This is a genomic window from Streptomyces sp. NPDC091416, from assembly GCF_044756845.1.
In the GTDB taxonomy this organism is placed as follows: domain Bacteria; phylum Actinomycetota; class Actinomycetes; order Streptomycetales; family Streptomycetaceae; genus Streptomyces.
In genome coordinates, this window is the sequence record NZ_JBIVTU010000011.1 from 32,952 (window position 1) to 58,821 (window position 25,870).

The 25,870-nt window shown below is 72.0% G+C and carries 21 protein-coding genes; 15 read left to right on the plus strand and 6 right to left on the minus strand.

Translation table 11 applies throughout. The features are described from left to right. Positions 1 to 9 precede the first annotated feature (9 nt). Positions 10 to 651, minus strand: coding sequence for a TetR family transcriptional regulator (locus ACIQMX_RS28970; RefSeq protein ID WP_402482457.1), 642 nt, complete (start codon positions 649 to 651; stop codon positions 10 to 12). 65 nt (positions 652 to 716) lie between these two features. Between ACIQMX_RS28970 and ACIQMX_RS28975 the strand changes: the two genes are divergently transcribed. From ACIQMX_RS28975 to ACIQMX_RS28985, 3 genes are all read left to right on the plus strand, one after another. Next, complete coding sequence (locus tag ACIQMX_RS28975) at positions 717 to 929, plus strand: hypothetical protein (protein WP_363068009.1); 213 nt, start codon at positions 717 to 719, stop codon at positions 927 to 929. 64 nt (positions 930 to 993) lie between these two features. Next, positions 994 to 1,326, plus strand: coding sequence for a DUF4190 domain-containing protein (locus tag ACIQMX_RS28980; RefSeq protein WP_402482460.1), 333 nt, complete (start codon positions 994 to 996; stop codon positions 1,324 to 1,326). Positions 1,327 to 1,460: 134 nt separating this feature from the next. Beyond that, complete coding sequence (locus tag ACIQMX_RS28985; protein ID WP_363067890.1) at positions 1,461 to 2,471, plus strand: helix-turn-helix transcriptional regulator; 1,011 nt, start codon at positions 1,461 to 1,463, stop codon at positions 2,469 to 2,471. 113 nt (positions 2,472 to 2,584) lie between these two features. On the opposite strand, the gene ACIQMX_RS28990 is transcribed toward ACIQMX_RS28985, so the two are convergent. After that, complete coding sequence (locus tag ACIQMX_RS28990; RefSeq protein ID WP_402482463.1) at positions 2,585 to 6,382, minus strand: S8 family serine peptidase; 3,798 nt, start codon at positions 6,380 to 6,382, stop codon at positions 2,585 to 2,587. 510 nt (positions 6,383 to 6,892) lie between these two features. Here ACIQMX_RS28990 and ACIQMX_RS28995 point away from each other — a divergent pair. Beyond that, complete coding sequence (locus ACIQMX_RS28995) at positions 6,893 to 8,062, plus strand: cysteine desulfurase family protein (protein ID WP_402482465.1); 1,170 nt, start codon at positions 6,893 to 6,895, stop codon at positions 8,060 to 8,062. A 102-nt stretch (positions 8,063 to 8,164) separates the two neighbouring features. On the opposite strand, the gene ACIQMX_RS29000 is transcribed toward ACIQMX_RS28995, so the two are convergent. Further along, on the minus strand, positions 8,165 to 8,842 hold the full coding sequence (locus tag ACIQMX_RS29000; protein ID WP_363067884.1) for an N-acetylmuramoyl-L-alanine amidase: 678 nt from the start codon (positions 8,840 to 8,842) through the stop codon (positions 8,165 to 8,167). A gap of 61 nt (positions 8,843 to 8,903) precedes the next feature. Here ACIQMX_RS29000 and mnmA point away from each other — a divergent pair, with 61 nt between their 5' ends. Then, positions 8,904 to 10,040 (plus strand): tRNA 2-thiouridine(34) synthase MnmA, encoded by a 1,137-nt coding sequence (gene mnmA, locus ACIQMX_RS29005; protein WP_219575558.1) that lies wholly within the window; start codon positions 8,904 to 8,906, stop codon positions 10,038 to 10,040. A gap of 6 nt (positions 10,041 to 10,046) precedes the next feature. On the opposite strand, the gene ACIQMX_RS29010 is transcribed toward mnmA, so the two are convergent. From ACIQMX_RS29010 to ACIQMX_RS29020, 3 genes are all read right to left on the minus strand, one after another. Further along, positions 10,047 to 10,925, minus strand: coding sequence for a GNAT family N-acetyltransferase (locus tag ACIQMX_RS29010; RefSeq protein ID WP_402482468.1), 879 nt, complete (start codon positions 10,923 to 10,925; stop codon positions 10,047 to 10,049). A gap of 119 nt (positions 10,926 to 11,044) precedes the next feature. Then, positions 11,045 to 11,845 (minus strand): alpha/beta fold hydrolase, encoded by an 801-nt coding sequence (locus ACIQMX_RS29015; protein ID WP_363067880.1) that lies wholly within the window; start codon positions 11,843 to 11,845, stop codon positions 11,045 to 11,047. A 106-nt stretch (positions 11,846 to 11,951) separates the two neighbouring features. Beyond that, positions 11,952 to 12,287 (minus strand): DUF427 domain-containing protein, encoded by a 336-nt coding sequence (locus ACIQMX_RS29020; protein WP_363067878.1) that lies wholly within the window; start codon positions 12,285 to 12,287, stop codon positions 11,952 to 11,954. Between the two features lie 77 nt (positions 12,288 to 12,364). Here ACIQMX_RS29020 and ACIQMX_RS29025 point away from each other — a divergent pair, with 77 nt between their 5' ends. From ACIQMX_RS29025 to ACIQMX_RS29070, 10 genes are all read left to right on the plus strand, one after another. Next, entirely contained in the window at positions 12,365 to 12,904 is a 540-nt protein-coding gene (locus ACIQMX_RS29025; RefSeq protein ID WP_363067876.1) for a TIGR00730 family Rossman fold protein, read from the plus strand. Positions 12,905 to 12,943: 39 nt separating this feature from the next. Beyond that, entirely contained in the window at positions 12,944 to 13,633 is a 690-nt protein-coding gene (locus ACIQMX_RS29030; protein ID WP_402482472.1) for an SDR family oxidoreductase, read from the plus strand. A gap of 112 nt (positions 13,634 to 13,745) precedes the next feature. Continuing rightward, the gene (locus ACIQMX_RS29035; RefSeq protein WP_363067872.1) at positions 13,746 to 14,771 is read left to right on the plus strand and encodes a methionine synthase; all 1,026 of its coding nucleotides are present in this window, start codon (positions 13,746 to 13,748) and stop codon (positions 14,769 to 14,771) included. 30 nt (positions 14,772 to 14,801) lie between these two features. Then, positions 14,802 to 17,012 (plus strand): NAD-dependent DNA ligase LigA, encoded by a 2,211-nt coding sequence (ligA, locus tag ACIQMX_RS29040; protein WP_402482476.1) that lies wholly within the window; start codon positions 14,802 to 14,804, stop codon positions 17,010 to 17,012. A gap of 256 nt (positions 17,013 to 17,268) precedes the next feature. Beyond that, entirely contained in the window at positions 17,269 to 19,446 is a 2,178-nt protein-coding gene (locus ACIQMX_RS29045) for a bifunctional diguanylate cyclase/phosphodiesterase (protein WP_363067868.1), read from the plus strand. A gap of 380 nt (positions 19,447 to 19,826) precedes the next feature. Next, positions 19,827 to 20,123 carry an Asp-tRNA(Asn)/Glu-tRNA(Gln) amidotransferase subunit GatC gene (gene gatC, locus ACIQMX_RS29050; RefSeq protein ID WP_003966094.1) on the plus strand — a complete coding sequence of 99 codons (297 nt, stop codon included), beginning with the start codon at positions 19,827 to 19,829 and terminating at the stop codon, positions 20,121 to 20,123. A 2-nt stretch (positions 20,124 to 20,125) separates the two neighbouring features. Next, complete coding sequence (gene gatA, locus ACIQMX_RS29055) at positions 20,126 to 21,628, plus strand: Asp-tRNA(Asn)/Glu-tRNA(Gln) amidotransferase subunit GatA (RefSeq protein ID WP_363067866.1); 1,503 nt, start codon at positions 20,126 to 20,128, stop codon at positions 21,626 to 21,628. After that, the gene (locus ACIQMX_RS29060) at positions 21,625 to 21,867 is read left to right on the plus strand and encodes a hypothetical protein (RefSeq protein WP_148020961.1); all 243 of its coding nucleotides are present in this window, start codon (positions 21,625 to 21,627) and stop codon (positions 21,865 to 21,867) included. The genes gatA and ACIQMX_RS29060 overlap by 4 nt, the downstream gene beginning before the upstream one ends. Positions 21,868 to 21,881: 14 nt before the next feature. Then, the gene (gatB, locus tag ACIQMX_RS29065) at positions 21,882 to 23,390 is read left to right on the plus strand and encodes an Asp-tRNA(Asn)/Glu-tRNA(Gln) amidotransferase subunit GatB (protein ID WP_363067864.1); all 1,509 of its coding nucleotides are present in this window, start codon (positions 21,882 to 21,884) and stop codon (positions 23,388 to 23,390) included. A gap of 240 nt (positions 23,391 to 23,630) precedes the next feature. Next, positions 23,631 to 25,862, plus strand: coding sequence for an MMPL family transporter (locus ACIQMX_RS29070; RefSeq protein WP_402482482.1), 2,232 nt, complete (start codon positions 23,631 to 23,633; stop codon positions 25,860 to 25,862). The last annotated feature ends 8 nt before the right edge of the window (positions 25,863 to 25,870 follow it).

A 25,870-nucleotide genomic window follows, 5' to 3' on the forward strand; every position in this document is an offset into this window, starting at 1 on the left:
TCCGCCCCTTCAGGTTCCGGCGCCCGGCTCGGCCCCGTCCAGCCAGTGCAGGCGGCCGAGCGTGACCAGCCGCAGCCGGCGCCGGGCGACGCGGGTCACCTGCTCGTCCCCGTCCGGGCCGGAGTCGAGCATGGCCGAAGCGGTGATCACCATGTGGTCGACGTAGAGGCCGCCCAGCATCAGCAGGTCCTCCTCGTTCCAGCCCCGTGACTCGGGCTCTTCCGCGAGCGCCGCCGCCACCTCCCGCGCGAACCGCCGGAGCTGCTCCGCGATGGCCTCACGGACCGGGCCGACGCCGCCGTGCTGCTCGCGGGCGATGAAGCGGAAGTGCGCGGGCTGCTCCCGGACGTGGCGCGCTATCAGGTCGACGCTGCGGTCCAGCCGGACCTCGCTGTCGCCGGTCTCGGCGAGGATCGCGCCGATCATTCCGTGCAGGCTGCCCAGGGTCTGTTCGACCAGGGCCACTCCGAGTGCGGCGATGTCGTCGAAGTGCCGGTAGAAGGCCGTGGGGGTGACGCCCACCGCGCGGGTCACTTCGCGCAGCCCCAGACTGCTCAGGCTCTGGTCCTCGAGCAGGGTGAGGGCGGCATCCAGCAGTGCCTGGCGTGTCTTCAGCTTCTGGGTCTGGCGGATGCCGGCCGTGTGACTCATGCCATTCAGTAAACAACTGTTCTCCGGGTCGGGGAAGTGGTGCGCGGGTCTAGACTGATGAGTCAGTGAACAGTCGTACTCCCAATCAGGGACTCCCGATCAAGGAAAGGCTGATCATGATCGTCCTCGTCGCCGCCCTGCTCCTGCTGGGGATCGTGCTGGGATCGGTGGTCCAGATCCCGCTTCCGCTGTCCCTCGTGTTCGGCGCCCTGATCGGCTGCTGGCTCCTGGTCTTCGCCGTGCGCGAGCGGACCGGCAGCCGTCGCCGCTCCCGGTGACCGCCCGGCCGTCCACGATCACCGCAGGGCATCCAGACCGTCCAGATCCGAAGGAGTCCGCACGATGACACTCACCGCGATTCCCCGCCGCTCCGAAGCCACCGCCCGGACCCCCGCCGGCGCCGCCGGCCCGTCGTCGGCCGCTCCGGCCGAGCGGCCCACCCGGGACGGCGACGGTCTGGCCGTCGCGTCCTTCGTGCTCGGCCTCGTCGGCCTCCTGGTGATGAACCTCCTGCTCGGCCCGGCCGCCATCGTCATGGCGCTCGTCGCCCTGACCCGCTCCACAGCCCGCCGCGGCCGCGCCCTCCTCGGCCTCGCGCTCGGCATCGCCGACCTGGTGGTCCTGGCCTTCCTCGTCACCGGAAACGGCGTCGTCGTCTGGAACTTCGGCGGCTGAACCCGGCGCGGACCCGGGCACTCCTGCCGCCCGCACGACACCTGATCCATTGCCAAGGCGGCCCGCATCCCGTTCGATCATGGCTGGCACAGTGGGCGTCCGCTCGGGGTGGGCTGCGGCAAGGGAGAAAGCGCGTGCTGGAGATAGCGGGGATCGGGGCGGCGGAGGAACGGGTCTACCGCCTCCTGGTGGAGGTGCGGGGTGCGAACGTGGACGAGATCGTCCAACGGCTCCACATCCGGGAACGCGAGGCGGCGTTGCTGCTGTCCTCCCTGCACGACAAGGGTCTGGTCGGGCGGCTGCCGGGCGACGGCGGCATGCGGTACGTACCCGTCCCGCCGGACGTGGCGCTGCAGCCCCTGCTCGCGCGCGGCCAGGAAGCGCTGGAGTGGGCGCGGCGCGGAGTGGAACAGCTGGCCGAGGAGTACCGGGCGGGCGGCCGGCGGCATGACGCCGGGCAACTGGTCGAGGTGATCACCGGGACCGGCGCCATCCGTCAGCAGCTGCGCCAACTCGCCTACGGGGCCCGCAGCGACCTGCGGTGGTTCTGCAAGGCCGAGCCCGTTGCGCTGCGCGCCCAGGACAACGACGAGGAGTTCGAGCTGCTCACCCAGGGCATCCGCTACGAGGCGATCTACGAACGGGCCTGCCTGGAGGAGCCGGGCATGGTCGACAACGTCGCGCAGGGCATTCGCGCCGGTGAAGTGGCCCGCGCCACCAGCACGCTCCCCGTGCGCATGGTCATCGTCGACAGTTCTGTCGCCGTCTGCCCGCTGGTGCCCGGCAGCGCGAGCGGCGCCCGCGGCGAGCCGACGGCCGCGATCATCCGCAGCAGCAGCCTCCTGGACGCCCTGGTCGCCCTGTTCGACATCCAGTGGGCCGCGGGGACCCCGCTGCACGTCACGGAATCGGGCGAACTGGCCGACTTCGCCGGCGGCATGGGATCGGGCGACAGCGTCGCCGACGACGAGCGCTATCTGCTCTCCCTGGTCGTCGCGGGCGTGGCGGACAAGGCGATCGCGACCCAGCTGGGCGTCAGCCACCGAACGGTGCAGCGCCGGATCACCGCGCTGATGCAGCGGGCGGGCGCGACGACGCGTACGCAGCTGGTGTGGCAGGCGGCGCGGCGCGACTGGCTGTCGTAGCGCGTGTTCCGGAACTCCCGCCTGCCCGGCGACGCCCGGCCCGCGCGCTCGTGGCGTCCGGACGTGCGGAAGCCGCGACCGTGGCCGGTCGCGGCTTCCCGGATCTCGTTGTACTACCTGAGCGCGTACGCCCGTTCGATCTCCTGCGTCACCTCGTTGCCCGCGTCGTCCCAGGCGCGGACCCGCAGCGTGACGTATCCGCTGGTGCGGTCGGCCCGGGGGTGGGTGACCCGGACACGGTAGGCGCCGTCGCCCCGGGCGGACGTCGTCGCCGTCCGCCAGTGTGCGCCGTCGTCGTACGAGACGGACACCTCCATGCCCTTCACGGAACGGCCCGTCAGACCGTCCTGGTGGCGGGCGCTCACGCCGAAGGCGAAGGCCCCCGAGTCAGGAGCGGAACCCCGGAGGTCCGTGGCCACGTCGTAGTCGAGCTGGAGGAGCGGGAGCAGTGACTCCTGGCCCTCGGCCGGACGAGGAGCGGTGAACGACCAGCGGGTGCTGGTGGCCCGCGAGAGGGTGCCCTCGGGACCGGTGCGCTTCACGTCCAGGTCCAGCCGGTAGCGGCCGTCGTCCCCGCCCGCGGGGAACGCGCCCCACGCCCGGGGGCCTTCGGCGAGGACCTCGCCGTCGCGACGCAGTACGGCGCGTGTCTCGTCGGGGTAGGGGGTGTTGGCGTCCTTCCCGGGCAGGGCGTAGCCGTAGTGGCCGGAGGCGGTGTCGGCGAACTCGGGGATCTTGACGGTCAGCTGGTCGTCCTTGCGGGAGGCGAGTCCTTCGACCCCGCGCGGGATCGCCGGGCGCACCACGGGCGCGTACCAGCTCTCCGTGGTGTGCTCACCGGGCCGGTAGGTGCGCACGGGGCCGAGCATGCCGGTCCCCACCGCCTGGGACGCCCAGGTGTTGCGGGGGTTGACCCAGTGCAGCCACCGGGTGTCGGCGGGACCGCTCAGGTACTCCGTCCGTGCCTGCCCGGTCCGGACATACCGCGCTTGCATGGCGAGGTACGTGCTCTCCCACGGGCGCCAGGCCTCGCGGTTCTCCGCGACGTAGCGTGCCTCGCTCGTGTCCGGGTAGCGCGAGACCACGGTGGCCGTGTTCCGCGGCCCGACCTTGTGGACCACGTGCTCGGGCACACGCTGCTCGGAGAGCTGTACGACGTCGTAGAGGTAGGGGCTTTCCGGGGTTCCCTTGAGCTCCAGCACGGTGCCCGGCGCGCGCAGCCGCTGAGCGGTGGCCCGGGAGGCGTACAGCCCGATCGCCGGCAGCCGCGGACCCACCGGCTGCCAGGTCGCGGTCGCGTACTTCTCGGCGGTGATGACGGCGGCCGCGGCTCCTGCCCGGGCGGCCGCGGTCACCGCCTCGTCGTACTCCACCCCCTCCAGCTCCACGAGTACGGCCGCTCCGCGGAGGTCCGTGCCCCGTGCACGCAGCGCCTCGTAGTTTTCGGGGCGTCCGTGACCGGCGTCCACCACCCGCAGGCGCCGCACGCCGTCCATGGCGGGGGAGTTGTGGATCAGACGGAGGGCGACGCCGCCCGCGGCGCCGGCGGAGACCGCGCGTGCGCTGATCATCGGCGCGGCCAGCTGCCAGCGGGAGGAGAACTCGAAGGTTCCCTCGGTGAACTCCTCGGTGGGGGTGACGTAGAGGAGCGTCCCGCCGCTGTGTCCGCTGGTGTAGTAGCTGGCGAACTCCCGGTCGCCGGATTTCCAGTGGGTGGAGAAGACCAGCGGGCCCCGTTGTTCGGCCCGCTGGGGGGTCCGGATCTCCACGGGAACCGCCTTGCGCGCGTCGAGCACCAGGTCCGCGTCGCCGCGCACCCGCAGACGGGGGTCGACCACCACGCTGTAGGTGTTGTTGTCCTCCGTGTACTGCGCGATGACGCCGTACAGGTAGTACATGCCCTCGGGCACGTCGACCGTCAGGGTCTGGCCCGCAGGCACGGCCTGGACGACGTCGAAGCGGCCCGTGGGACCCAGCAGGATCAGCGGGTCGACGGCCGCCGGCTGCCCGGCGCGGTCGATGCCCCGCACGGTGAGCTTGTGCTTGACCGGGTCCTTCGCCGCGGAGAACACGGTGTGCGCGATGGCCTGTCCGTCGGCCGAGGTGGCTGTGATGCGGCCGCCGTAGACGCCCTCAGGCAGTGCGGGCGCGTCGAGCGTCACGGTCACGTCGGTGGTGCCGTGGGCGGGCACGGTGACCTGCGCGGGCATGCTGATGACGCCTGCCGGGGCCGAGGAGCCGTAGAGCTTGTCGAAGGTGCTGTCCAGGGTGAGCGTTACGGGCGCGTCACCGTCGTTGGTGTAGGTGACGCCGACCTGCTTCGCACCCGCGTCCGGTCCCAGGCTGCCGAAGGCGGTGGTGCCGGTGGCGCGCACCTGCTGGCGCACCGAACGGGCCACGTCCACCCGGCCGGTGCCCTGTTCGTAGACCGTCTGGCCGGGTGCGGTGAGCGTCGTGCTCATCAACGCGTCCTTGAGCTGCCGGCCGTTCCAGTCGGGGTGCTGCCCGGCCAGGATCGCCGCCGCGCCCGCCACGTGCGGGGTCGCCATGGACGTACCCGACGCGGCGGTGTAGGACGCGTCCACCGGGGTGCCCATGGCCGTACCGGCCGCGCGGGCGGCGACGATGCCGACGCCGGGAGCGGTGAGGTCGGGCTTGAGGCCGTCGTCGCCGACGCGCGGGCCGCGGCTGGAGAAGGGGGCCAGCTTGTCGTCGCGGTCGACGGCGCCCACGGTCAGCGCGCTCGCCGCGGAGCCCGGGGAGCCCACCGAGTAGTCGGCGCCCGAGTTGCCCGCGGCGACGACGAAGAGGGTGCCGGTCTTCTCGCTGAGGTCGTTGAGAGTGAGGCTGAGTACGTCGGTGCCGTCGGTCGGCGAGCCGCCCAGGCTCATGTTGACGACCTCGGCGCCCGAGTGCGCGGCCCAGTCCATGCCCGCGATCATGGAGGAGTACGTGCCGGACCCCGTGTGGTCGAGCACCTTGCCGATCAGCAGCCGTGCCCCCGGTGCCACGCCCTTGCGCGAACCGTCCGAGGCGGCACCGCTGCCGGCGATGGTGGAGGCGACGTGGGTGCCGTGGCCGTGGCCGTCCTGCGCGGTGGGGTCGGTGGTGAAGTTGCGTACGTCGTCGAGTTTCCCGGCCAGGTCGGGGTGGGTGGCGTCGACGCCGGTGTCCAGGACGGCGACGGTCGCGCCGTGCCCGTCGTAGCCGGCCGCCCACGCCTCGGGCGCGCCGATCTGCGCGGTGCTGCGATCGAGGGAGGCGTGGACCTTGGCGTCCAGCCACAGCTTCTCGACGCCGCCCTCGAACGCCGCCTTCTTGAAAGCGTTCTTCGCCCCGCCCTCGGTGTTGTTCCCGGCGAGCGCGTCGTCGTCGATGGCCTTCCAGAAGCGCCCGGCCTGCTTCTTGTCGGCCTTCAGCGCCGATCCGCGCAGGCTCTTGATGACCAGGCCCTTGCGCGAACCGGTGGGCGCCGCCTTGGACGCGGGGTCCGTGCCGCCGGTGTAGCGGGCGATCAGCGGGATGGCGGCGGCGTGGGCGTCGTCGTAACCCTGCTTGACCAGGGAGGTGATGTTGAACAGCTGCCGGTCCAGCTTGCCGGAGGAGATGTACGGCATCGCGGCGCGGGGCAGCACGTACAACTGCTTGTCGATCTCCAGCTGGGTGAAGTCGGCCTGCGAAGCGCCCGGGGCCGGCTCGACGGAGACGGCCTTCCGGCCGTTGGAGAACGTCTCCAGCCGCACCCGGTCACCCGTGACGAGCGTGACGGAGGCGACCTGGGGGCGGCCGGCGGAATCTGCGCCGGGGGAGGCGGGCACCGGGGCGGCGCTCGCGCTGAAGGCGGTGGGGGTCAGAGTGGCGATGAGGGCGCCTGCCGCCAGAACTGCGGCAGGGCGAAGCCGTATGTGCATCGGAACCTTTCCATCACAAGGAAACGGACACGCGGTGCGGCTCCAGACTGGGGCCCTCCTTGATCGCCGCACCAGCCTTTTCGGTGCCGTGCTTGCGACATGTCGTCAAGACGACACGGTGCGCTCCACCGGGCGTACCGGCGGTATCAGCGGGGCCGGGCACCCGCGCGCCCGCTCGCACGGCCTTTCGGGAGCTCCGCGCGAACTCCAACGCCGGCGGCTGCCGCGATCGCGACATGTCGCTTCTACGACACGTGACGCGTCCCGATACGCACCGGATGTCCGGCCGCGCGACCTCCCCGGCGGGCGTCCGCGTCGGCGGGCGGCGGGCCGAGCTGTCCGGAATCGGGTTGTCTGTCTTCGGGAATGCCGACTCTGGCCGTGGTGTCCCCGCCACCGGATCGGACTCCGGCCGGGGGCGGCGGAATCCCGCCCTTCGCGGTGCGCGGGCACCTGGACCCCATGCGCCCGCCGTACGCCCCGCCGCGGGCTCGTAGAATCGAGCCCACCATGGCTTACCTCGACCACGCCGCGACCACGCCGATGCTGCCGGAGGCGATTGCGGCGATGACCGCGCAGCTCGCCGTCACCGGCAACGCGTCCTCACTCCACGCCGCCGGGCGCCGGGCCCGCCGTACCGTCGAGGAGTCCAGAGAGACCCTCGCCGAAGCCCTGGGTGCCCGCCCCAGCGAGGTGGTCCTCACCTCGGGCGGCACCGAGTCGGACAACCTCGCGGTGAAGGGGCTGTACTGGGCCCGCCGCGACGCCGACCCCCGCCGCACCCGGGTCCTGGCCAGCCCCGTCGAGCACCACGCGGTGCTGGACGCGGTCGACTGGCTCGCCGAGCACGAGGGCGCGACCGTCGAATACCTCCCCGTCGACCGCTACGGCCGCGTCCACCCCGAAGCGCTGCGCGAGGCTCTGGACCGCAATCCCGACGACGTCGCGATGATCACTGTGATGTGGGCCAACAACGAGATCGGTACCGTCCTGCCGGTAAGCGAACTGGCCGCGGTCGCCCGTGAGTTCGACGTCCCCATGCATGCCGACGCGGTACAGGCCTTCGGGCAGCTCGAAGTCGACTTCGCCGGGTCCGGGCTGGCCGCGATGACCGTGAGCGCGCACAAGATCGGCGGCCCGTTCGGCGTCGGCGCGCTGCTGCTCGGCCGTGAGTACGCCCCGGTACCCGTCCTGCACGGCGGCGGGCAGGAACGCCATGTGCGCTCCGGCACCCTGGACGTGCCCGGCGTCGCCGCGTTCGCCGTCGCGGGACGGCTGGCCGCCGACGGGCGCGAGGACTTCGCCCGGCGGATCGGAGGGCTCCGCGACGAGCTCGTCGACGCCGTCCTGGCCCAGGTGCCCGACGCGATCCTCGGCGGTGACCCGGCTCCCGGCGGCCGGCTCCCGGCCAACGCGCACTTCACCTTCCCCGGCTGCGAGGGCGACTCCCTTCTCCTGCTGCTCGACGCCCAGGGCATCGAATGCTCCACCGGCTCCGCGTGCACGGCCGGGATCGCCCAGCCCAGCCATGTCCTGCTGGCCACCGGCACCGATCCGGACCTGGCCCGCGGCACCCTGCGTTTCTCGCTGGGCCACACCTCGACCGAGCAGGACGTCGAGGACGTGGCGCGGGCGATCGGCCCGGCGGTGGAGCGGGCGAGGACGGCGGGACTGAGCTGACGCTCGCTGACCGGGCGTCGGCCGACGGCTTGCGCCCGGTGGGCGGGGCCGGCCCGGCGCCGCTTCCCGCGCCGGTCCGGCCCGGGCCCTCGCCGGTCCGCCTCAGACCTTCGCCGCCCGGACCAGCTTCATGTACCGGTCCCAGTCCCAGTGCTTCCCCGGGTCCGTGTGGTCGGCCCCCGGTACCTCCACGTGACCGATGATGTGTTCGCGGTCCACCGGTATGTCGTACCTCGCGCATATCGCCGCGGTGAGCCGGGCGGACGCCCCGTACATCGCGGCGGTGAAGCCCTGCGGGCGGTCCACGTAGCCCTCGTGCTCGATGCCCACGCTGCGTTCGTTGTAGCCGCGGTTGCCCGCGTGGAACGCCACGTCCAGCTCGCGGATCATCTGCGTCACATGACCGTCCTTGCGCACGATGTAGTGCGCCGCCGCCCCGTGCCCGGGGTCCTGGAAGGCGCGGACCGCGCTGTTGAAGCCGCCCTGTGTGATGTGCACGACCACGCGGTCGATGTCGTAGTCGTCGGGGCGGTCCGCCCGCCGCCAGTTCGCCTCGGAGGCGGCCGTCCACGTCGCCCGCGCATAGTCCACCTCACCCGGCTTGCGCGGCTTCTCCACACCGGGCAGCCGCCACCAGGCCCGCTTCAGCCGGTCCCGTGCCAGCGCCGCCGTACCCGCCGCCGTGACGACACCGCCGATCAGCACCGCGCGGCGGCTGATGCCGCTGCCGGTCCCCGATCCTGCGGGGCCCTCGGCGCCCGCCGTCCCCTTGGTCCCCATGTGATCGACAACGCTTATCCGCGAGCGTTCGGTTCCCCGGGACCCGTACCCTGGTGGAGCTATGACTCAGACTTCCCAGCGCCCCCTCCGTGTGCTCGCCGCCATGTCGGGCGGTGTCGACTCCGCCGTCGCGGCGGCCCGCGCCGCCGAGGCGGGCCATGACGTGACCGGCGTGCACCTCGCGCTCTCGGCCAATCCGCAGTCCTTCCGGACCGGGGCCCGGGGCTGTTGCACGATCGAGGACTCCCGTGACGCCCGCCGTGCCGCGGACGTCATCGGCATTCCCTTCTACGTCTGGGACCTCGCGGAACGCTTCCGCGAGGACGTCGTGGAGGACTTCGTCGCCGAGTACGAGGCGGGGCGCACGCCCAACCCGTGCCTGCGCTGCAACGAGAAGATCAAGTTCGCGGCCCTGCTCGACAAGGCCCTGGCACTCGGCTTCGACGCGGTCTGCACCGGCCACTACGCCACCGTCGTCCTCGCCGACGACGGCAGCCGCGAGCTGCACCGCGCCTCCGACATGGCCAAGGACCAGAGCTACGTCCTCGGCGTCCTCGACGAGCGTCAGCTCGCCCACGCGATGTTCCCGCTCGGCGACACCCTCACCACCAAGGACGAGATCCGGGCCGAGGCCGAGCGCCGTGGTCTCGCGGTCGCCAAGAAGCCCGACAGCCACGACATCTGCTTCATCGCCGACGGCGACACCCAGGGCTTCCTGGCGGACCGCCTCGGTGGCAAGGCGGAGGGCGACATCCTCGACGAGTCCGGTACGAAGCTCGGCACCCACGAGGGCGCCTTCGGCTTCACCATCGGCCAGCGCAAGGGCCTGCGCATCGGCCACCCGGCCGCCGACGGCAAGCCGCGCTACGTCCTGGACATCTCCCCGGTGAACAACACGGTCACGGTCGGCCCCGTCGAGGCCCTCGACGTGACCGCGCTGACGGCGATCAGGCCCCGCTGGTGCGGCACCCCGCCGTCCGGCCCCGGCACGTACACCGCCCAGCTCCGCGCCCACGGCGGCGAGACCGAGGTGAGCGCCGAGCTGCTCGACGGCACGCTCCACGTCACCTTCACCGAGCCGGTACGGGGCGTGGCCCCCGGCCAGGCCGTCGTGCTGTACGACGGAACACGCGTGGTCGGGTCGGCGACGATCGCCACGACGGTGCGGCGGGAGACGGCGGCGGTCGCTTCCGACTGAGGGCCCCTATCCGGCCTGCGGCGCGCCGTAGGAGAACGCGTGCCCGGCGAAGTCGGCGACATGGACGTACCCGATGCGCCGGTACAGGGCATTGCTCGTGGGGTTGTCCGGGTCCGTGAACAGGACGACGTCCGTCGCGCCGGCCGCCAGCGCCGCCCTGCTCGCCTCGGCCGTCACCGCGCCCGCGTAGCCGCGGCCGCGGAGGCGGGCCGGGGTGTAGACGGGGTCCACGCGGACCATGCCGCCGACGAGCGACGTCGTCGCCATGGAGACGGGGGTGCCGTCCGGGGTCTCCCAGAAGATGAAGTGCCGGTCGCCGAAGCGCGACTCGTCCCAGGCCCCGGCGTCGATCAGGTCGATGGAGGACTGTTCCCCGACGTCGGCACAGAACTCACGGCACCAGCGCACGACCTGGTCGCGGTCCCCGCCGTCCACGACGCGCCCCCGGCCCTCCGGCCGCGGGGGAGTGAGCGTGCCGAGCCGGTAGAGATGCGTGCGCCAGAAGGGCCGGGACGCCGCCCCCGCGTGCCGCTGCCACGACTCGGCGAAAGCACCGGCGGTGCCGAGGTCGGCGATGACGTGGGCGGGGGAGAGGCCGAGGCTTCCCAGACGGGCCGCGAGCGCGTCGGTCCGCTCGGGGGACAGGGGTGTGAGGCCCAGGCGGCCACGCGGAGTGAGGTAGAGGATCGCGCGGACCCGGCCTTCCGACTCCAGCCGGCCGAACAGGGCGGATTCGCCGTCAGGGCCGGTGGGCCCGTGAGCCCGCAGCTTCTCGATGTCCGTCAGGGGCGTGTTGTGCAGGGCCGGACGCGAGCGCAGGAAGTCTCCGGCCCGGGCGAGGAAGTCGTCGACGTCATGGGTGAGGTGCCAGCTGTCCGGGGTCATGCCTCATGGTCCCGGACGGCCTGTACCGGACGCCCCCCGGTACCCCCGCACGGCAACGCCCGACCCCTGTACGGGCGTGACCGCGCGGGGTGCTTGGGCCCCCCGGCCCGCCCGTGTGCTCAGGACGCCTGGTGCACGTACACGTCCCGCGTGAAGAACTCCGCCAGCACCGGGGCGACCGCCTGTGGCGCCAGCTCCCGCATCTGCCCGGTCAGGGTGCGGTGCCGGCCCCGGGGCAGGGCGTCGGCCAGCAGCCGGGTCGACGTCCTCGCGGTGGCCGGGCTGAAGCCGCCGCAGACCACCAGGGTCCGCGCCGTCACCGAGGCGAACCGCTCGTCCGGAACCGCGCCGTCGCCCAGCACCGCGTCGTCGTAGGCGAGTGTGTGTGCCACGGACTCCAGGGTCCGCCACAGCGGCGCCCGCCGCATCCTGGCGATCGTGTCGGCCGTGACCCCCGTCATCGCCAGGAACAGCTCCACCGCCCCGCTCCGGTCCCCGGCGGACAGCAGCCGGTGCAGCCGGGCCGTGCAGCCGGCCTTGAACAGCAGGCCCGCGGCGCCCGGGGTGTAGGGCGGCTCGTACACCGCGAGCCGGGCGGCCGGCAGCCCGGCCGCCACAGCCTCCAGGGCCAGCGCGCCGCCGGCCCCGGCCCCGAACACCGAGGGCCGGCCGCCCACCGCCTCCGCGAGTGCCGTCAGATCCTCGATCTCGCGTTCCACCGCATAGGGCGACCCGTCGCCGCTGGCGCCCCGGCCGCGCCGGTCGTACGTGACGACCTCGAAGCGCGGCGCGAGGAGGCGGGCCAGCGGGGCCGCGTTCTCCGAGGTGTGCAGAGCCCCGCCCACCAGGATCAACGGTGGTCCTTCGCCCCGCCGCCGGTAGGCGATCAGGGTGCCGTCGCGGGAGAGAGTCTTGTCCATGTGGAGGTGGACTGCGGAGCCTTCGAAAACTCATCGCTCCCCGCGAGAACTTTCTGAGGTTTCTCTTCTCCGCAGCTCAGAAGGGGTGTTGACGCGGTGCCGGCTGTCAGGCCGCCACCGTCTCGGTGTCGTAGAAACAGAAGTGGTCCCTGATGGCGGCCACTTCGGACTTCGGCTCCGGGTACGCCCAGACCAGGTCGGCCGCTCCCGGCAGCGACCAGTAGGAGGCGTCTCCCTTGAACGGACAGTGGGTCCGGGTGTCCGACGGCGTCAGCAGTTCGGTACGGACGTCCTCCGGAGGCAGGTAGTAGCGGACCGGGCAGCCCGTCTCGCGCAGGACGAGCGGGCGGCGGCTTTCGGCGAGCAGCACCCCGTCACGGACCACCCGCACATGCGCGGTGCCGGGCTCGACGGTGATGCGGTGTCCTCGGGTGGCAGTCATGTTCTGTTCAGCCCCGCCGTCCGCCGGATTCTTCCCCGGATGCGGCGCTGTCGGTGCCGGCCTCTAACGTGGCAGTCATGAAGATCTGCGTTTTCCTCTCCGCTGCCGACCTCGACGACCGCTACACCGTGCCCGCCCGCGAATTCGCCGAGCTGATCGGCCGCGGCGGGCACACCCTGGTCTGGGGCGGCTCGGAGAGCGGGCTGATGAAGGTCGTCGCGGACGGCGTGCAGGAGACGGGCGGCAAGCTCGTCGGGGTGTCGGTGGACTTCCTGGCCGCGAAGGCACGGACCGACGCGGACGAGATGGTGATCGCCCGGGACCTCGCCGAGCGCAAGGCGCTGCTCCTGGAGAAGTCCGATGCCGTCGTGATCATGGTGGGCGGCACCGGCACGCTCGACGAGGCCACCGAGATCCTGGAGCTCAAGAAGCACGGCAAGACCACCAAGCCGGTCGTGCTGCTCAACACGGCGGGGTTCTACGACGGTCTGCGCCAGCAGTTCCAGCGCATGGAGGACGAGGGCTTCCTGCCGGTCCCGCTGACCGACCTTGTGTTCTTCGCGAAGGACGGGGTCGGCGCCCTGGCGTACCTGGAGGAGTGGGCCGGCCTGCAGTGACGTGCCGGCGGCCGGGCGCCGGGTGCGACCATGGGGCCCATGTCCACTCACCTCATCACCGGTGCCGGTTCCGGCATCGGCGCAGCCGTCGCCCGTCGTCTCACGGAGCGCGGGGACGAGCTCGTCCTGCTGGCCCGTGACGCGGGCCGCGCCAAGGAACTGGCCGCGCTCCACCCCGGCGCCCGCACGCTCGTCGGCGACCTGTCCAACCCGGACCGGCTCTCCTGGGCCTTCGGCCAGCAGCCGATGCCGGAGCGGCTCGACTCGCTGCTGCACATCGCGGGCGTCGTCGAGCTCGGCCGTGTCGGCGAGCTCACGCCCAAGGCCTGGCACTTCCAGCTCAACGCCAACCTGATCGCCCCGGCCGAGCTCACCCGCCTCCTCCTGCCCCAGCTGCGCGTCGCCGAGGGCCACGTGCTCTTCGTCAACTCCGGCGCCGGGCTCTCCGCGAGCCCCGAGTGGAGCGCGTACGCGGCCAGCAAGCACGGACTGAAGGCGCTCGCCGACTCCCTGCGCCACGAGGAGCACGGGAACGGGGTGCGGGTGACGTCCGTGTACCCGGGCCGCACGGCCAGCCCCATGCAGGCCAAGGTCCATCAGCAGGAGGGCAAGGAGTACGACGCCTCGCGCTGGATCGACCCCGAGTCCGTCGCCACCACGATCCTGATGGCCCTGGACCTGCCGCGCGACGCCGAGGTCAACGACCTCACGGTGCGCCCCGGCCGCTGACGGCCGGGGGTTCATCGCGGCCCGGCCGCTGACGGCCGGGGCGGGGAGCCGCCGTCTCGCCGTCCGCCCGGCCGCCGACGGCTCGGGCGGCAGACCGCCGTAGGCTTCCCGCGTGAGCGAGAAGAGCAAGTTCAGCGGGTGCCCGGCCACCGGAATCGGTTCGATGCCCGGAGGCGACGCACGGGAGGCGGCCAAGACCGTCACCGGCTCCTTCGGGGACGGCCAGGGCGTGCCGTATCTGGCGGAACTGCCCGCGCGCGGCCCCGGCGCGGACATGATCGGACGGTCCATCGGTCTGCTCGTCGACATGTACGGACACGTCGAGCCCAGCGGCTGGCGGATCAGCGACCGGCCGGGGCGCGACACCCGCCGGGCGCGGTCCTGGCTCGGTGAGGACCTCGACGCCCTGGAGGAGTTCACCCAGGGATACGAGGGCCCGCTCAAGGTGCAGGCCGTCGGGCCGTGGACGCTGGCCACCGCACTGGAGCGCCGGGGCGGCGAGGCCGTCCTCGGCGACCCCGGCGCCTGCCGCGACCTGGCGGGCTCGCTCGCGGAAGGGCTGCGCGACCACCTCGCCGAGGTACGGCGCCGGATGCCCGGTGCCCGCGTGATCCTCCAGCTCGACGAACCGTCGCTGACCGGGGTCCTGCTCGGGCGGATCCGGACGGCCAGCGGCTATCGCACCTACCGGGCCGTGGACCGCCAGGTCGTGGAGGACACCCTGCGCGACGTGCTGGGCGCGGCGGGCGACACCGCCACCCTCGTGCACACCTGCGCTCCCGACGTGCCGTTCGCCCTGTTGCGCCGGGCGGGGACCGACGGGATCTCCTTCGACTTCTCGCTGCTCACCGAGCGTGAGGAGGAGGCGATCGGGGAAGCGGTCGAGGGCGGTACCCGGCTGTTCCTCGGGGTGGTGCCGGGCACCGACCCGGCCTCGGGCGGATTGTCGGACCCGGGCGGTAGCGTCATGGGTGTCAGGACGCTGTGGCGCAGGCTGGGGCTGAATCCGGGGACTCTGACCGAGTCCGTGGCGATCACTCCCTCGTGCGGTCTCGCGGGTGCCTCGCCCGCGTACGCCCGTGCCGCGCTCGCCCACTGCGCCCGGGCCGCGAAATCGCTCGCAGACAACCCTGAGTAACGGGGTATCGGGTAACGGGAGGACGGGACGATGGCCGGCGAACAGCAGACGTCACTGCCAGGCGAACAGGAGGCGGCGGTGCCGGCGGAGGCGCGGGAGCGGCACGCGTTCCTCGCCGAGCGGATCGAGGAGCACCGCTTCCGCTACTACGTGAACGACCAGCCGGTCGTCAGCGACGCGGAGTTCGACCGGCTGATGCGTGAGCTGGAGGCGCTGGAGGACGAGCACGCGCAGCTGCGCACGCCCGACTCGCCGACCCAGAAGGTCGCGGGCCCGTACCGGACGGAATTCACCTCCGTCGCGCACCGCGAGCGCATGCTGTCCCTGGACAACGCCTTCGACGACGAGGAGCTGGCCGCCTGGGGCGAGCGGGTCGCCCGGGACGTGGGCGCGACCGGCTACCACTTCCTGTGCGAGCTCAAGATCGACGGCCTCGCGGTCAACCTCACCTACGAGAACGGGCTGCTGACCAGGGCCGCGACCCGGGGCGACGGCCGCACCGGCGAGGACATCACGCCCAACGTCCGCACGATCGCGGAGATCCCGCACCGGCTGAAGGGCGACCGGATCCCGGAGCTCGTCGAGATCCGCGGCGAGGTCTTCTTCCCGATGGAGGGGTTCGAGGAGCTGAACGCCCGGCTCGTCGAGGCCGACGACAAGCCCTTCGCCAACCCGCGGAACGCGGCGGCCGGTTCACTGCGCCAGAAGGACCCCAAGGTCACCGCCACCCGGCCGCTGCACATGGTGGTCCACGGCATCGGCGCCCGCGAGGGCTTCGACATCGACTGCCTCTCGCACGCCTACGAGCTGCTCCACGAGTGGGGTCTGCCCACCGCCAAGTACAACAAGGTGGTGGACTCCCTCGCCGGGGTGCGGGAGTTCATCGCGTACTTCGGCGAGCACCGGCACTCCGTGGAGCACGAGATCGACGGAGTCGTCGTCAAGCTCGACGAGATTCCGCTCCAGGGCCGCCTCGGCTCCACCTCCCGCGCCCCGCGCTGGGCGATCGCCTGGAAGTACGCGCCGGAGGAGGTCAACACCAAGCTCGTCAACATCCGCGTCGGCGTCGGCCGCACCGGCCGCGTCACCCCGTACGCCCAGGTCGAACCGGTCGTGGTGGCGGGCTCCGAGGTCGAGTTCGCGACCCTGCACAACCAGAACGTGGTGCGCGCGAAGGGCGTCCTGATCGGCGACACCGTCGTGCTCCGCAAGGCCGGCGACGTGATCCCGGAGATCCTCGGACCGGTGGCCGACCTCCGGGACGGCACGGAGCGGGCCTTCGTCATGCCCACGCACTGCCCCGAGTGCGGGACGGAGCTGCGGCCGATGAAGGAGGCCGACATCGACGTCCGCTGCCCCAACGCCCGCTCCTGCCCGGCGCAGCTGCGGGAGCGGGTCGCCTATCTGGCGGGCCGCAAGTGCCTGGACATCGACCACTTCGGATACGTCGCCGCCGCAGCCCTGACCCAGCCGCTGGAGCCCGCGGACCCGCCGCTGAGGGACGAGGGCGACCTGTTCGGACTGACCGTCGAGCAGCTGCTGCCCATCCGCGCCCATGTCCTCGACATGGACAGCGGCCTGCCCAAGCGGGACCCGAAGACCGGCGAGGAGAAGATCGTGACGGTCTTCGCCAACCAGCAGGGCGAACCGAAGAAGAACACCGTCGCCATGCTCGACGCCATCGCCGCGGCGAAGGAGGCCCCGCTGGCCCGCATCCTCACGGGGCTCTCCATCCGCCATGTCGGGCCGGTCGCCGCGCAGGAGCTGGCCCGCCAGTTCCGGTCGATCGACAGGATCGAGGAGGCCACCGAGCAGGAGCTGTCCGACGCCGACGGGGTCGGGCCGATCATCGCCGCCTCGGTCAAGCAGTGGTTCGCAGAGGACTGGCACCGGGAGATCCTGCGCAAGTGGCGGGAGGCCGGGGTACGGATGGAGGACGAGGGCGCCGGTGAGGAGGAGGGGCCGAGGCCGCTCGAAGGACTCACCGTCGTCGTGACCGGCACCCTGACCGGGCACACCAGGGACGGTGCGAAGGACGCCCTGCAGAGCCGCGGGGCGAAGGTCACCGGATCCGTCTCGAAGAAGACCTCCTTCGTCGTCGTGGGCGACAACCCAGGATCGAAGTACGACAAGGCGATGCAGCTGAAAGTGCCCGTGCTGGACGAGGACGGCTTCGCCGTACTGCTCGACCAGGGACCCGAGGCGGCGCGCGATGCCGCGGTTCCGGCCGGGGAGCAGTAGGGAGCGGCAGTGGCGCGGCTGAGGGCGGGGAGGAGATGACACACCGTCGGATTCACCCGATCGGCGCATAGCAGATGCTGACGGGTGGTCGGTTCGCATTCGGGCAAGAGCGGCAGACCGCTGCCCGTGGACCCCTTCCGCGGCCTACTGTTGGGAGACGCGCCCGCGGCACCCGGTCACCGCACGGGACGGGGCGGGGTGGCACGGAACGGAACCATCGGGTGACATCGGCACCGCCGGCTGTGAGAGGGACGGAATGAAACCGACCGAGAACGCCGCACCGGTGTCGCGGCTGCAAGGTTTCACCGGCCTCACGCCCAAAGTGGGTGCCGTCGTCGTGGCTCTCGCCACGGTGCAGCTGGCGACCGGTTTCTACCGGACCGTGAGCAGCGGGCACGCCCTCTTCCCGGACGGGCGGGCCGGCTGGTCGCTGGCCGTCCTGACCGGGATCGTCGTCGGTCACCTGGTCGCGCTCGGCCGCGACCGCTGGTGGGGCGGCACGGGCTCCGGGGCCGCCCTCACCCTCGCCGTCCTCCTCCTCTACGGCTGGGTGCCCGCGGGCCTGGTCAGCCTGGTCGTCGTCGTGCTCGTCGGCGTGGCCCGCAGGCACCGCTGGTGGCAGGGGCTGCTGCACGGGGCGGTGGACATCCTGGGCGTGGGCGCCGCGGCCCTGGTCCTGGCGGCGTTCGGTGAGGTGCAGACCGTCGAGTCGCCCTGGCAGCCACTCGACTGGGGCATCGACGCCGTCCCGGAGGTCCTGCTCGCCGCCTCCACGTATCTGCTCGTCACCCGGGTACTGCTGTGGTACGCCCGGTCGCCGCAGGGCGGCGGCCTGCCGACGGTGGCCCGCACCGCGCTGCTGCGGCAGGGACTCGTCGCCGTGGCGCTCCTCGGCATCGCGCCGCTGATCTGCGTCGTCGCGATGGCGATGCCCGTCCTGCTGCCGCTCTTCGCGGTCCCGCTGATCGCGCTGGACTCCACGCTGTGGATCGCCCGCGCCAGGGCGGAGGAACAGCTGCGGGACCCGCTGACCGGGCTGCCCAACCGGCAGTGGCTGCTGGAGCGGACCTGGACGGCGCTGGAGGAGGCCGAGAGCCTCGGCAGCCGGGTCGGTCTCGTCCTGATCGACCTCGACCGCTTCCGGGCGGTCAACGACACCCTCGGCCATCTCGCCGGGGACCGGCTCCTGCTGCAGATAGCGGACCGGCTGCGCCTCGCGCTGCCGAGGGGGGCGGAGGCGGCCCGGCTCGGCGGTGACGAGTTCGCCGTCCTGCTGCCGACGGCGGACTCCACCACCAGCACCCAGCGCGTCGCCCGCCATCTGGTCGCCGAGCTCTCCTCCCCGCTGGACCTCGACGGACTCACGCTGGTCCTGGAGGCCAGCGCCGGAGTCGCCGTCCACCCCGACCACGCACTGGACGCGGAGGGCCTGCTCCGGCGGGCGGACGTGGCGATGTACCAGGCCAAGCGCGACCGGACGGGCGTGGAGGTGTACGAGTCGAAGCGCGACAGCAACACCCCGGACCGACTCGGCCTCCTCGGCGACCTGCGGCGTGCGCTGGACGCCGGCGAGGTGGAGCTGCACTACCAGCCGAAGGTCCGCTTCGACGGTCAGGTGGCCGGTCTGGAGGCCCTGGTCCGGTGGGTGCATCCGGAGCGGGGAAGAGTGCCCCCGGACGAGTTCATCGCCATAGCGGAGTCGTCCGGGCTGATGCCGCACCTCACGGAGTACGTCCTGGAGACGGCGCTGGCCCAGGTCGCCCGGTGGCGGGCGCAGGGCCTGTTCGTCCCGGTCGCGGTCAACGTGTCCCCGCGCGATGTCCACACCCCGGGGTTCGCGGGCGGCGTCGCGGCCCGGCTGGCCCGGCACGGCGTCCCGGCCGGCGCCCTCCAGCTGGAGATAACGGAACACGTCCTGCTGGAGGACCCGCAGCGGGCCGCGGACACCCTCGCGGGGCTGACCGGACACGGCGTCAAGATGTCCCTGGACGACTTCGGTACGGGGTACTCCTCGCTGGTCCACCTGCGCAGGCTGCCGGTCAGCGAGCTCAAGATCGACCGGTCGTTCGTGGCCCGGCTCGCCATCGACCACGAGGACGCGGAGATCGTCCGCTGCACGATCGACCTGGCCCACTCGCTCGGTCTGGTGGTCGTCGCCGAGGGCGTCGAGGACGACGAGACGTGGGAGCGGCTGCGGGACCTGGGCTGCGACGCGGTCCAGGGATGGCTGGTGGCGGCCGCGATGCCGCCCCAGGAGACGACCGCATGGCTGCGGGCGCGAGGCGAGCACGGCTGGCGGCGGCCTGCGGAACTGGCGGCGGCCGCGGCGGCCGCCGCAGCCGCGGGTACGGGTGCCGCGGCCGGGCAGGTGACACCCGAGCCCGAGCAGCGGCCGTCCGGGCGGGCGGTCGATTCGCGGCCCGCGACGACGTAACGGGGGCGCCGGGCCGCGGGCTGCGGCGTGGCGGCCACAGGCGCGCCCGGTGACCGTTTTGCCCTCAATCGCCGGACGGGCCCGATCGTGCCGGCGCCTGCGCCGTCCCCGGACGTGGGGCGGGTCGTCCACAGGTGGCCGTAGCCGGTCCGGGCGACCCCATAGGATTGGGGGCCGGTGGCACATTTCCACCTGCCGTACGACGCCTGGCACGCACGCTCGCCGCGTTGCCGAAACGCCCACGTGGCTCTGTCACGAGGGCGCTCCGGCGCCCTGCGATCGCACGCACCGGACACCGCACGGCCCGTTCTTCGGACGGACGGTGGAAATGTGCCACCGACCACCGGCCAGAAACCACACCAACCCCTGAGGATCGCTGCATGCCTGGCATCACGCGCGAGGAGGTCGCCCACCTCGCCCGGCTGGCACGTCTGGAGCTGAAGGGCGAAGAGCTCGATCACTTCGCCGGTCAGCTCGACGACATCATCGGCGCGGTCGCCCGCGTCTCCGAGGTCGCCGACCAAGACGTACCGCCGACCTCCCACCCGCTGCCGCTGACCAACGTCATGCGGGCGGACGAGGTCCGTCCGTCGCTCACCCCCGCGCAGGCGCTCTCCGGCGCTCCGGCCCAGGAGCAGCAGCGTTTCAAGGTGCCGCAGATTCTGGGGGAGGACTAGAAGTGACGGACATCAGCACCATCATCAAGCTCACCGCCGCCGAGATCGCCGAGAAGATCGCCTCGGGCGAGCTCACGGCCGTCGAGGTCACCGAGGCCCACCTGGCCCGGATCGAAGCCGTCGACGAGAAGGTCCACGCCTTCCTGCACATCGACCGCGAGGGCGCGCTCGCGCAGGCCCGCGCCGTCGACGCCAAGAAGGCGGCCGGCGAGAAGCTGGGCCCGCTGGCCGGCGTCCCGCTCGCGCTGAAGGACATCTTCACCACCCAGGACATGCCGACCACCGTCGGCTCGAAGATCCTCGAAGGCTGGGTCCCGCCGTACGACGCGACCGTCACCAAGCGGCTGAAGGCCGCGGACGTCGTCATCCTCGGCAAGACCAACATGGACGAGTTCGCCATGGGGTCCTCCACCGAGAACAGCGCCTACGGCCCGACCGGCAACCCGTGGGACCTCACCCGCATCCCGGGCGGCTCCGGAGGCGGCTCCTCGGCGGCCCTCGCGTCGTTCGAGGCCCCGCTCGCCATCGGCACGGACACCGGCGGTTCCATCCGCCAGCCCGCCGCCGTCACCGGCACCGTCGGCGTCAAGCCCACCTACGGCGGCGTCTCCCGCTACGGCATGGTGGCCTTCTCGTCCTCCCTCGACCAGGGCGGGCCCTGCGCCCGCACGGTCCTGGACGCGGCCCTGCTGCACGAGGCCATCGCCGGCCACGACCCGCTCGACTCGACGTCCATCGACGCACCGGTCCCGCCGGTCGTCGAGGCCGCGCGCAACGGCTCCGTACAGGGCATGCGCGTCGGCGTCGTCAAGCAGTTTTCGGGCGAGGGCTACCAGGCCGGTGTCGTCCAGCGCTTCAACGAGTCCGTCGAGCTGCTGAAGTCGCTCGGCGCCACCGTCGTCGAGCTGGACTGCCCGTCCTTCGACCTCGGCCTTTCGGCGTACTACCTCATCGCGCCGTCCGAGTGTTCCTCGAACCTCGCCCGCTTCGACGCCATGCGCTACGGCCTGCGGGTCGGCGACGACGGCACGAAGTCCGCCGAGGACGTCACCGCGCTCACCCGCGAGGCCGGCTTCGGCGACGAGGTCAAGCGCCGCATCATCCTCGGTACGTACGCGCTGAGCTCCGGCTACTACGACGCGTACTACGGCTCGGCGCAGAAGGTCCGCACGCTGATCACGCGGGACTTCGAGAAGGCCTTCGAGCAGGTCGACGTCATCGTCTCGCCGACGACGCCCACCACCGCCTTCCCGATCGGCGAGCGCGCCGACGACCCGATGGCGATGTACCTCGCGGACCTGTGCACCATTCCGACCAACCTGGCCGGCAACGCCGCGATGTCGCTGCCCTGCGGCCTGGCGCCGGAGGACGGCCTCCCGGTCGGGCTGCAGATCATCGCGCCCGCCATGAAGGACGACCGGCTGTACAAGGTCGGAGCCGCCGTCGAGGCCGCATTCGTGGAAAAGTGGGGACACCCGCTGCTTGAGGAGGCTCCGTCGCTATGAGCGCAATGGCTAAGAAGGCCAAGAACTTCAAGAAGTCCAAGACCGGCGCGTACGTGTCCATGGGTACTACCGCCTTCGGCGCGCTCAGCGTGTTCAAGCAGGTGAAGATGGCCCGCCAGGACAACGACACACTGCGGCTGATCGACGCCGCCGTATCCGCCGCCGCGATCGTGACCGGACTCGCGATCCTCTACCGCGAGCTCAAGCGTCTCGGCGACGACGACGTCCTGCTGGGCTGAGAGGGAAAGTTTCAGTGACTGTCATTGACCTGGAGTCGTACGAGGACGCCCTCGCGACGTACGACCCCGTCATGGGCCTCGAAGTCCATGTCGAGCTCGGCACCAAGACCAAGATGTTCTGCGGCTGCTCGACCGAGCTCAAGCAGGACGCCAACTCGCAGACCTGTCCGGTCTGCCTCGGGCTGCCCGGCGCGCTGCCGGTCGTGAACGAGATCGGCGTCGAGTCCGCCATCAAGATCGGCCTCGCGCTGAACTGCGAGATCGCCGAGTGGTGCCGCTTCGCCCGGAAGAACTACTTCTATCCGGACATGCCGAAGAACTTCCAGACCTCCCAGTACGACGAGCCGATCGCCTTCGACGGCTATCTGGACGTCCAGCTGGAGGACGGGGAGATCTTCCGGGTGCAGATCGAGCGCGCCCACATGGAGGAGGACACCGGCAAGTCGACGCACGTCGGCGGTGCCACCGGCCGTATCCACGGCGCGTCCCACTCCCTGCTCGACTACAACCGCGCGGGCATCCCGCTCATCGAGATCGTCACCAAGCCGATCGAGGGAGCGGGCGCACGGGCCCCCGAGGTCGCCAAGGCGTACGTCGCCGAGCTCCGCGAGCTCATCAAGGCGCTCGGCGTCTCGGAGGCCCGCATGGAGATGGGCCAGATGCGCTGCGACGTGAACCTGTCGCTGCGCCCGCACGGCCGCGAGGAGTTCGGGACCCGCTCCGAGACGAAGAACGTGAACTCGCTGCGTTCCGTCGAGCGCGCCGCCCGCTTCGAGATCCAGCGCCACGCCGCGGTGCTGAACTCGGGCGGCACGATCGTGCAGGAGACCCGGCACTTCCACGAGGAGGACGGCTCCACCACGGCCGGCCGCATCAAGGACAACGCCGAGGACTACCGCTACTTCCCCGAGCCCGACCTGGTGCCGGTCGCGCCGGCCCGGGAGTGGGTCGAGGAGCTCCGCAAGGGCCTTCCCGAGCTGCCGCGGCTGCGCCGCGCCCGGCTCAAGGAGGAGTGGGGTGTCTCCGAGCACGACATGCAGTCCATCCTCAACGCCGGTGCGGTCGATCTCATCGTCGCCACGACGGAGGCGGGCGCCCCGTCGGACCAGGCCCGCAAGTGGTGGATGGGCGAGCTCGCCCGGAACGCCAACGAGACCGGCCGGGCCCTCGACGAGCTGGGTGTCAGCCCGGCGCAGGTCGCCCGGGTCGCCGAGCTGGTCGGCAAGGGTGACCTCAACGACAAGCTGGCCCGGCAGGTCCTGGAGGGTGTCCTCGCGGGCGAGGGCGACCCCGACACCGTCGTCGAGAAGCGCGGCCTGAAGGTCGTCTCCGACGAGGGCGCGCTGTCCACGGCCGTGGACGAGGCCATCGCGGGCAACGCCGCCATCGCGGACAAGATCCGCGGTGGCAAGGTCGCGGCCGCCGGTGCGCTCGTCGGCGCCGTCATGAAGGCCACCCGTGGCCAGGCGGACGCGGCGCGCGTGCGCGAGCTGATCCTGGAGAAGCTCGGCGTCGAGGGCTGAGCCCGTTCCGTACGACCGCGCAGGGGCGGTGCACCCGGTGAGAAGCCGGTGCACCGCCCCTGCGCGTATGCGGGTGCCGTCGGGCACCGGAACCGTCTCGTAGTCCTGTGAGTAAGGCCACGAAACGGACAAACGATCACAGTTGGCTGCAAGAGTGACGGTTCTCAAGGTCATGCGTTCTCACACGGACGGTTCTGCCGAACCTCCGTGGAGACCACGAACCCGCAGGGAGCACGTCCCTTGGCTGCCATCGCCCGCTGGTGCGTCACGCACCGCCTCCTCGCCGTCCTCATCTGGCTGCTCGCCCTCGGCGGCACGGCGGCCGCAGCGGGGTTCGCGGGTTCCGCCTACTCCAACGACTACGAGGCCCCGGGCACCGAGTCCGGGCAGGCGGCCGAGCTGCTCAAGGGCGGTTTCACGGATCTCGGCGGTGACACCGACACCATCGTCTGGCACACCGACGACTCCACCGTGCGGGCCGCCGACGTCACCCAGAAGATGACCGCCACCCTGCACGCCGTGGAACGGCTGCCCGGCGTCGGCGCCGTCACCGGGCCGTACACCGACCCCGGATCCGGACAGATCAGTGCCGACGGACACACCGCCTACGCCACCGTCACCTTCGACCGGCAGGCGGACGACGTACCGGCCGGGCAGGCCAGGGCCGTCGTGGACACCGCGAAGGCCGCCGAGGGCGAACACCTCCAGGTCGAGCTGGGCGGCTCGGCCATAGCCCTCACCGAGGCACCGGGCGCACACCTCAGCGAGGCCGTCGGGGTGGTCGTCGCCGCCGTCGTGCTCTTCCTCGCCTTCGGTTCGCTCGCCGCGAGCATGCTGCCCATCGCCACCGCCCTCGTCTCGGTCGGCACGGCATACGCGGGCATCGTGCTCCTCGGACACCTGATGACCGTCGCCGACTTCGCCCCCATGCTGGGCATGCTCATCGGGCTCGGCGTGGGGATCGACTACGCGCTCTTCATCGTCACCCGGCACCGCAGAGGACTGCGGCGCGGCATGTCCGTGCCCGAGGCGGCGCAGAACGCGGTCGCGACGACCGGGCGGGCCGTCGTCTTCGCCGGGGCCACCGTCTGCATCGCGCTCCTGGGGATGCTGATCCTGCGGCTGAGCTTCCTCAACGGCGTCGCCATCGCCGCCTCGCTCACCGTCGTCCTGACCGTGATCGCCTCCGTGACCCTGCTGCCCGCCCTGCTGTCCCTCATCGGCATGCGCGCGCTCAACCGGCGCGAGCGCCGGCGGCTGGCCGAGCACGGTCCGCAGCCGGAGCCGGCCACCGGCTTCGCCGCCCGCTGGTCCGCCTTCGTGGAGCAGCACCCCAAACTGCTCGGCGCTCTCGCCGCCGTCGTCATGCTGGTCCTCGCGCTCCCCACCTTCTCGCTCCACCTGGGCAGCGCCGACCAGGGCAACAACGCGCGGTCCTCGACCACCCGGCAGGCGTACGACCTGCTCGCCGACGGCTTCGGCCCCGGGGTCAACGGCCCGCTGACCGTCGCCGCGCATCTGGACGGCGCCGACGACCGGCTCGCGATGAGCACCCTGCCCGCGACGCTGCGCGCCACCGACGGGGTGGCCTGGGCCTACCCGGTGACGTACAACTCCAGTGGCGACACCGCGTACGTCACCGTCGTCCCGGACTCGGAACCGCAGTCGCGGCAGACCAGCGAGCTCGTCGAGCGGCTGCGGACGGACGTCCTGCCGAAGGCGTCCGAGAACACCTCGCTCGAAACCCATGTGGGCGGTGTGACGGCCAGCTACGACGACTTCGCGCAGATCATCATCGGCAAGCTCCCGCTCTTCATCGGTGTCGTCGTGGGACTCGGCTGTCTGCTCCTGCTGATGGCCTTCAGGTCGGTCGGCATCCCGCTGAAGGCCGCGGCGATGAACGTGGCGGCGGTGGCCTCCTCCTTCGGTGTCGTCGTCGCGATCTTCCAGTGGGGCTGGGGGAGCGAGCTGCTGGGGCTGGGCAGCGCGGGGCCCATCGAGCCGTTCCTGCCGGTGATCATGGTCTCCGTGCTGTTCGGCCTCTCCATGGACTACCAGGTCTTCCTGGTCGGCCGGATGTACGAGGAATGGCTGGAGACCCGCGACAACCGGCGGGCGGTCAGGGTCGGCCTGGCCGAGACCAGCCGGGTCATCAACTCGGCCGCCGTGATCATGATCTCGGTCTTCCTCGCCTTCGTGCTCAGCGGCGACCGGGTCATCGCCATGTTCGGCATCGCGCTCGCCGCGGCCGTGGCCCTGGACGCCTTCGTCCTGCGTACGCTGTTGGTCCCCGCCCTCATGCACCTGCTGGGCGGAGCGAACTGGTGGCTGCCCGGCTGGCTGGACCGGCGGCTGCCGCGCATCAGCATCGAACCGCCCGACCGCGAGGCGTCGCGAGCGAGGATCCCGGCGGCGTACGCGGGCGAGGCCGGCAGCGAAGAGGTCGCAGCGGGCGCGCAGCGCGTCCGCTGACCGGCGCG

Excerpts from the sequence above, each read along its gene's own strand:
- ACIQMX_RS28990 (WP_402482463.1), bottom strand. The coding sequence starts at position 6,382 with ATGCACATACGGCTTCGCCCTGCCGCAGTTCTGGCGGCAGGCGCCCTC.
- gatC (WP_003966094.1), top strand. The coding sequence starts at position 19,827 with ATGCCTGGCATCACGCGCGAGGAGGTCGCCCACCTCGCCCGGCTGGCA.
- ACIQMX_RS29060 (WP_148020961.1), top strand. The coding sequence starts at position 21,625 with ATGAGCGCAATGGCTAAGAAGGCCAAGAACTTCAAGAAGTCCAAGACC.
- ACIQMX_RS28980 (WP_402482460.1), top strand. The coding sequence starts at position 994 with ATGACACTCACCGCGATTCCCCGCCGCTCCGAAGCCACCGCCCGGACC.
- ligA (WP_402482476.1), top strand. The coding sequence starts at position 14,802 with ATGGCCGGCGAACAGCAGACGTCACTGCCAGGCGAACAGGAGGCGGCG.
- mnmA (WP_219575558.1), top strand. The coding sequence starts at position 8,904 with ATGACTCAGACTTCCCAGCGCCCCCTCCGTGTGCTCGCCGCCATGTCG.
- ACIQMX_RS29000 (WP_363067884.1), bottom strand. The coding sequence starts at position 8,842 with ATGGGGACCAAGGGGACGGCGGGCGCCGAGGGCCCCGCAGGATCGGGG.
- ACIQMX_RS29025 (WP_363067876.1), top strand. The coding sequence starts at position 12,365 with ATGAAGATCTGCGTTTTCCTCTCCGCTGCCGACCTCGACGACCGCTAC.
- ACIQMX_RS29030 (WP_402482472.1), top strand. The coding sequence starts at position 12,944 with ATGTCCACTCACCTCATCACCGGTGCCGGTTCCGGCATCGGCGCAGCC.
- ACIQMX_RS28970 (WP_402482457.1), bottom strand. The coding sequence starts at position 651 with ATGAGTCACACGGCCGGCATCCGCCAGACCCAGAAGCTGAAGACACGC.
- ACIQMX_RS29015 (WP_363067880.1), bottom strand. The coding sequence starts at position 11,845 with ATGGACAAGACTCTCTCCCGCGACGGCACCCTGATCGCCTACCGGCGG.
- ACIQMX_RS29010 (WP_402482468.1), bottom strand. The coding sequence starts at position 10,925 with ATGACCCCGGACAGCTGGCACCTCACCCATGACGTCGACGACTTCCTC.
- ACIQMX_RS29020 (WP_363067878.1), bottom strand. The coding sequence starts at position 12,287 with ATGACTGCCACCCGAGGACACCGCATCACCGTCGAGCCCGGCACCGCG.
- ACIQMX_RS29045 (WP_363067868.1), top strand. The coding sequence starts at position 17,269 with ATGAAACCGACCGAGAACGCCGCACCGGTGTCGCGGCTGCAAGGTTTC.
- ACIQMX_RS28995 (WP_402482465.1), top strand. The coding sequence starts at position 6,893 with ATGGCTTACCTCGACCACGCCGCGACCACGCCGATGCTGCCGGAGGCG.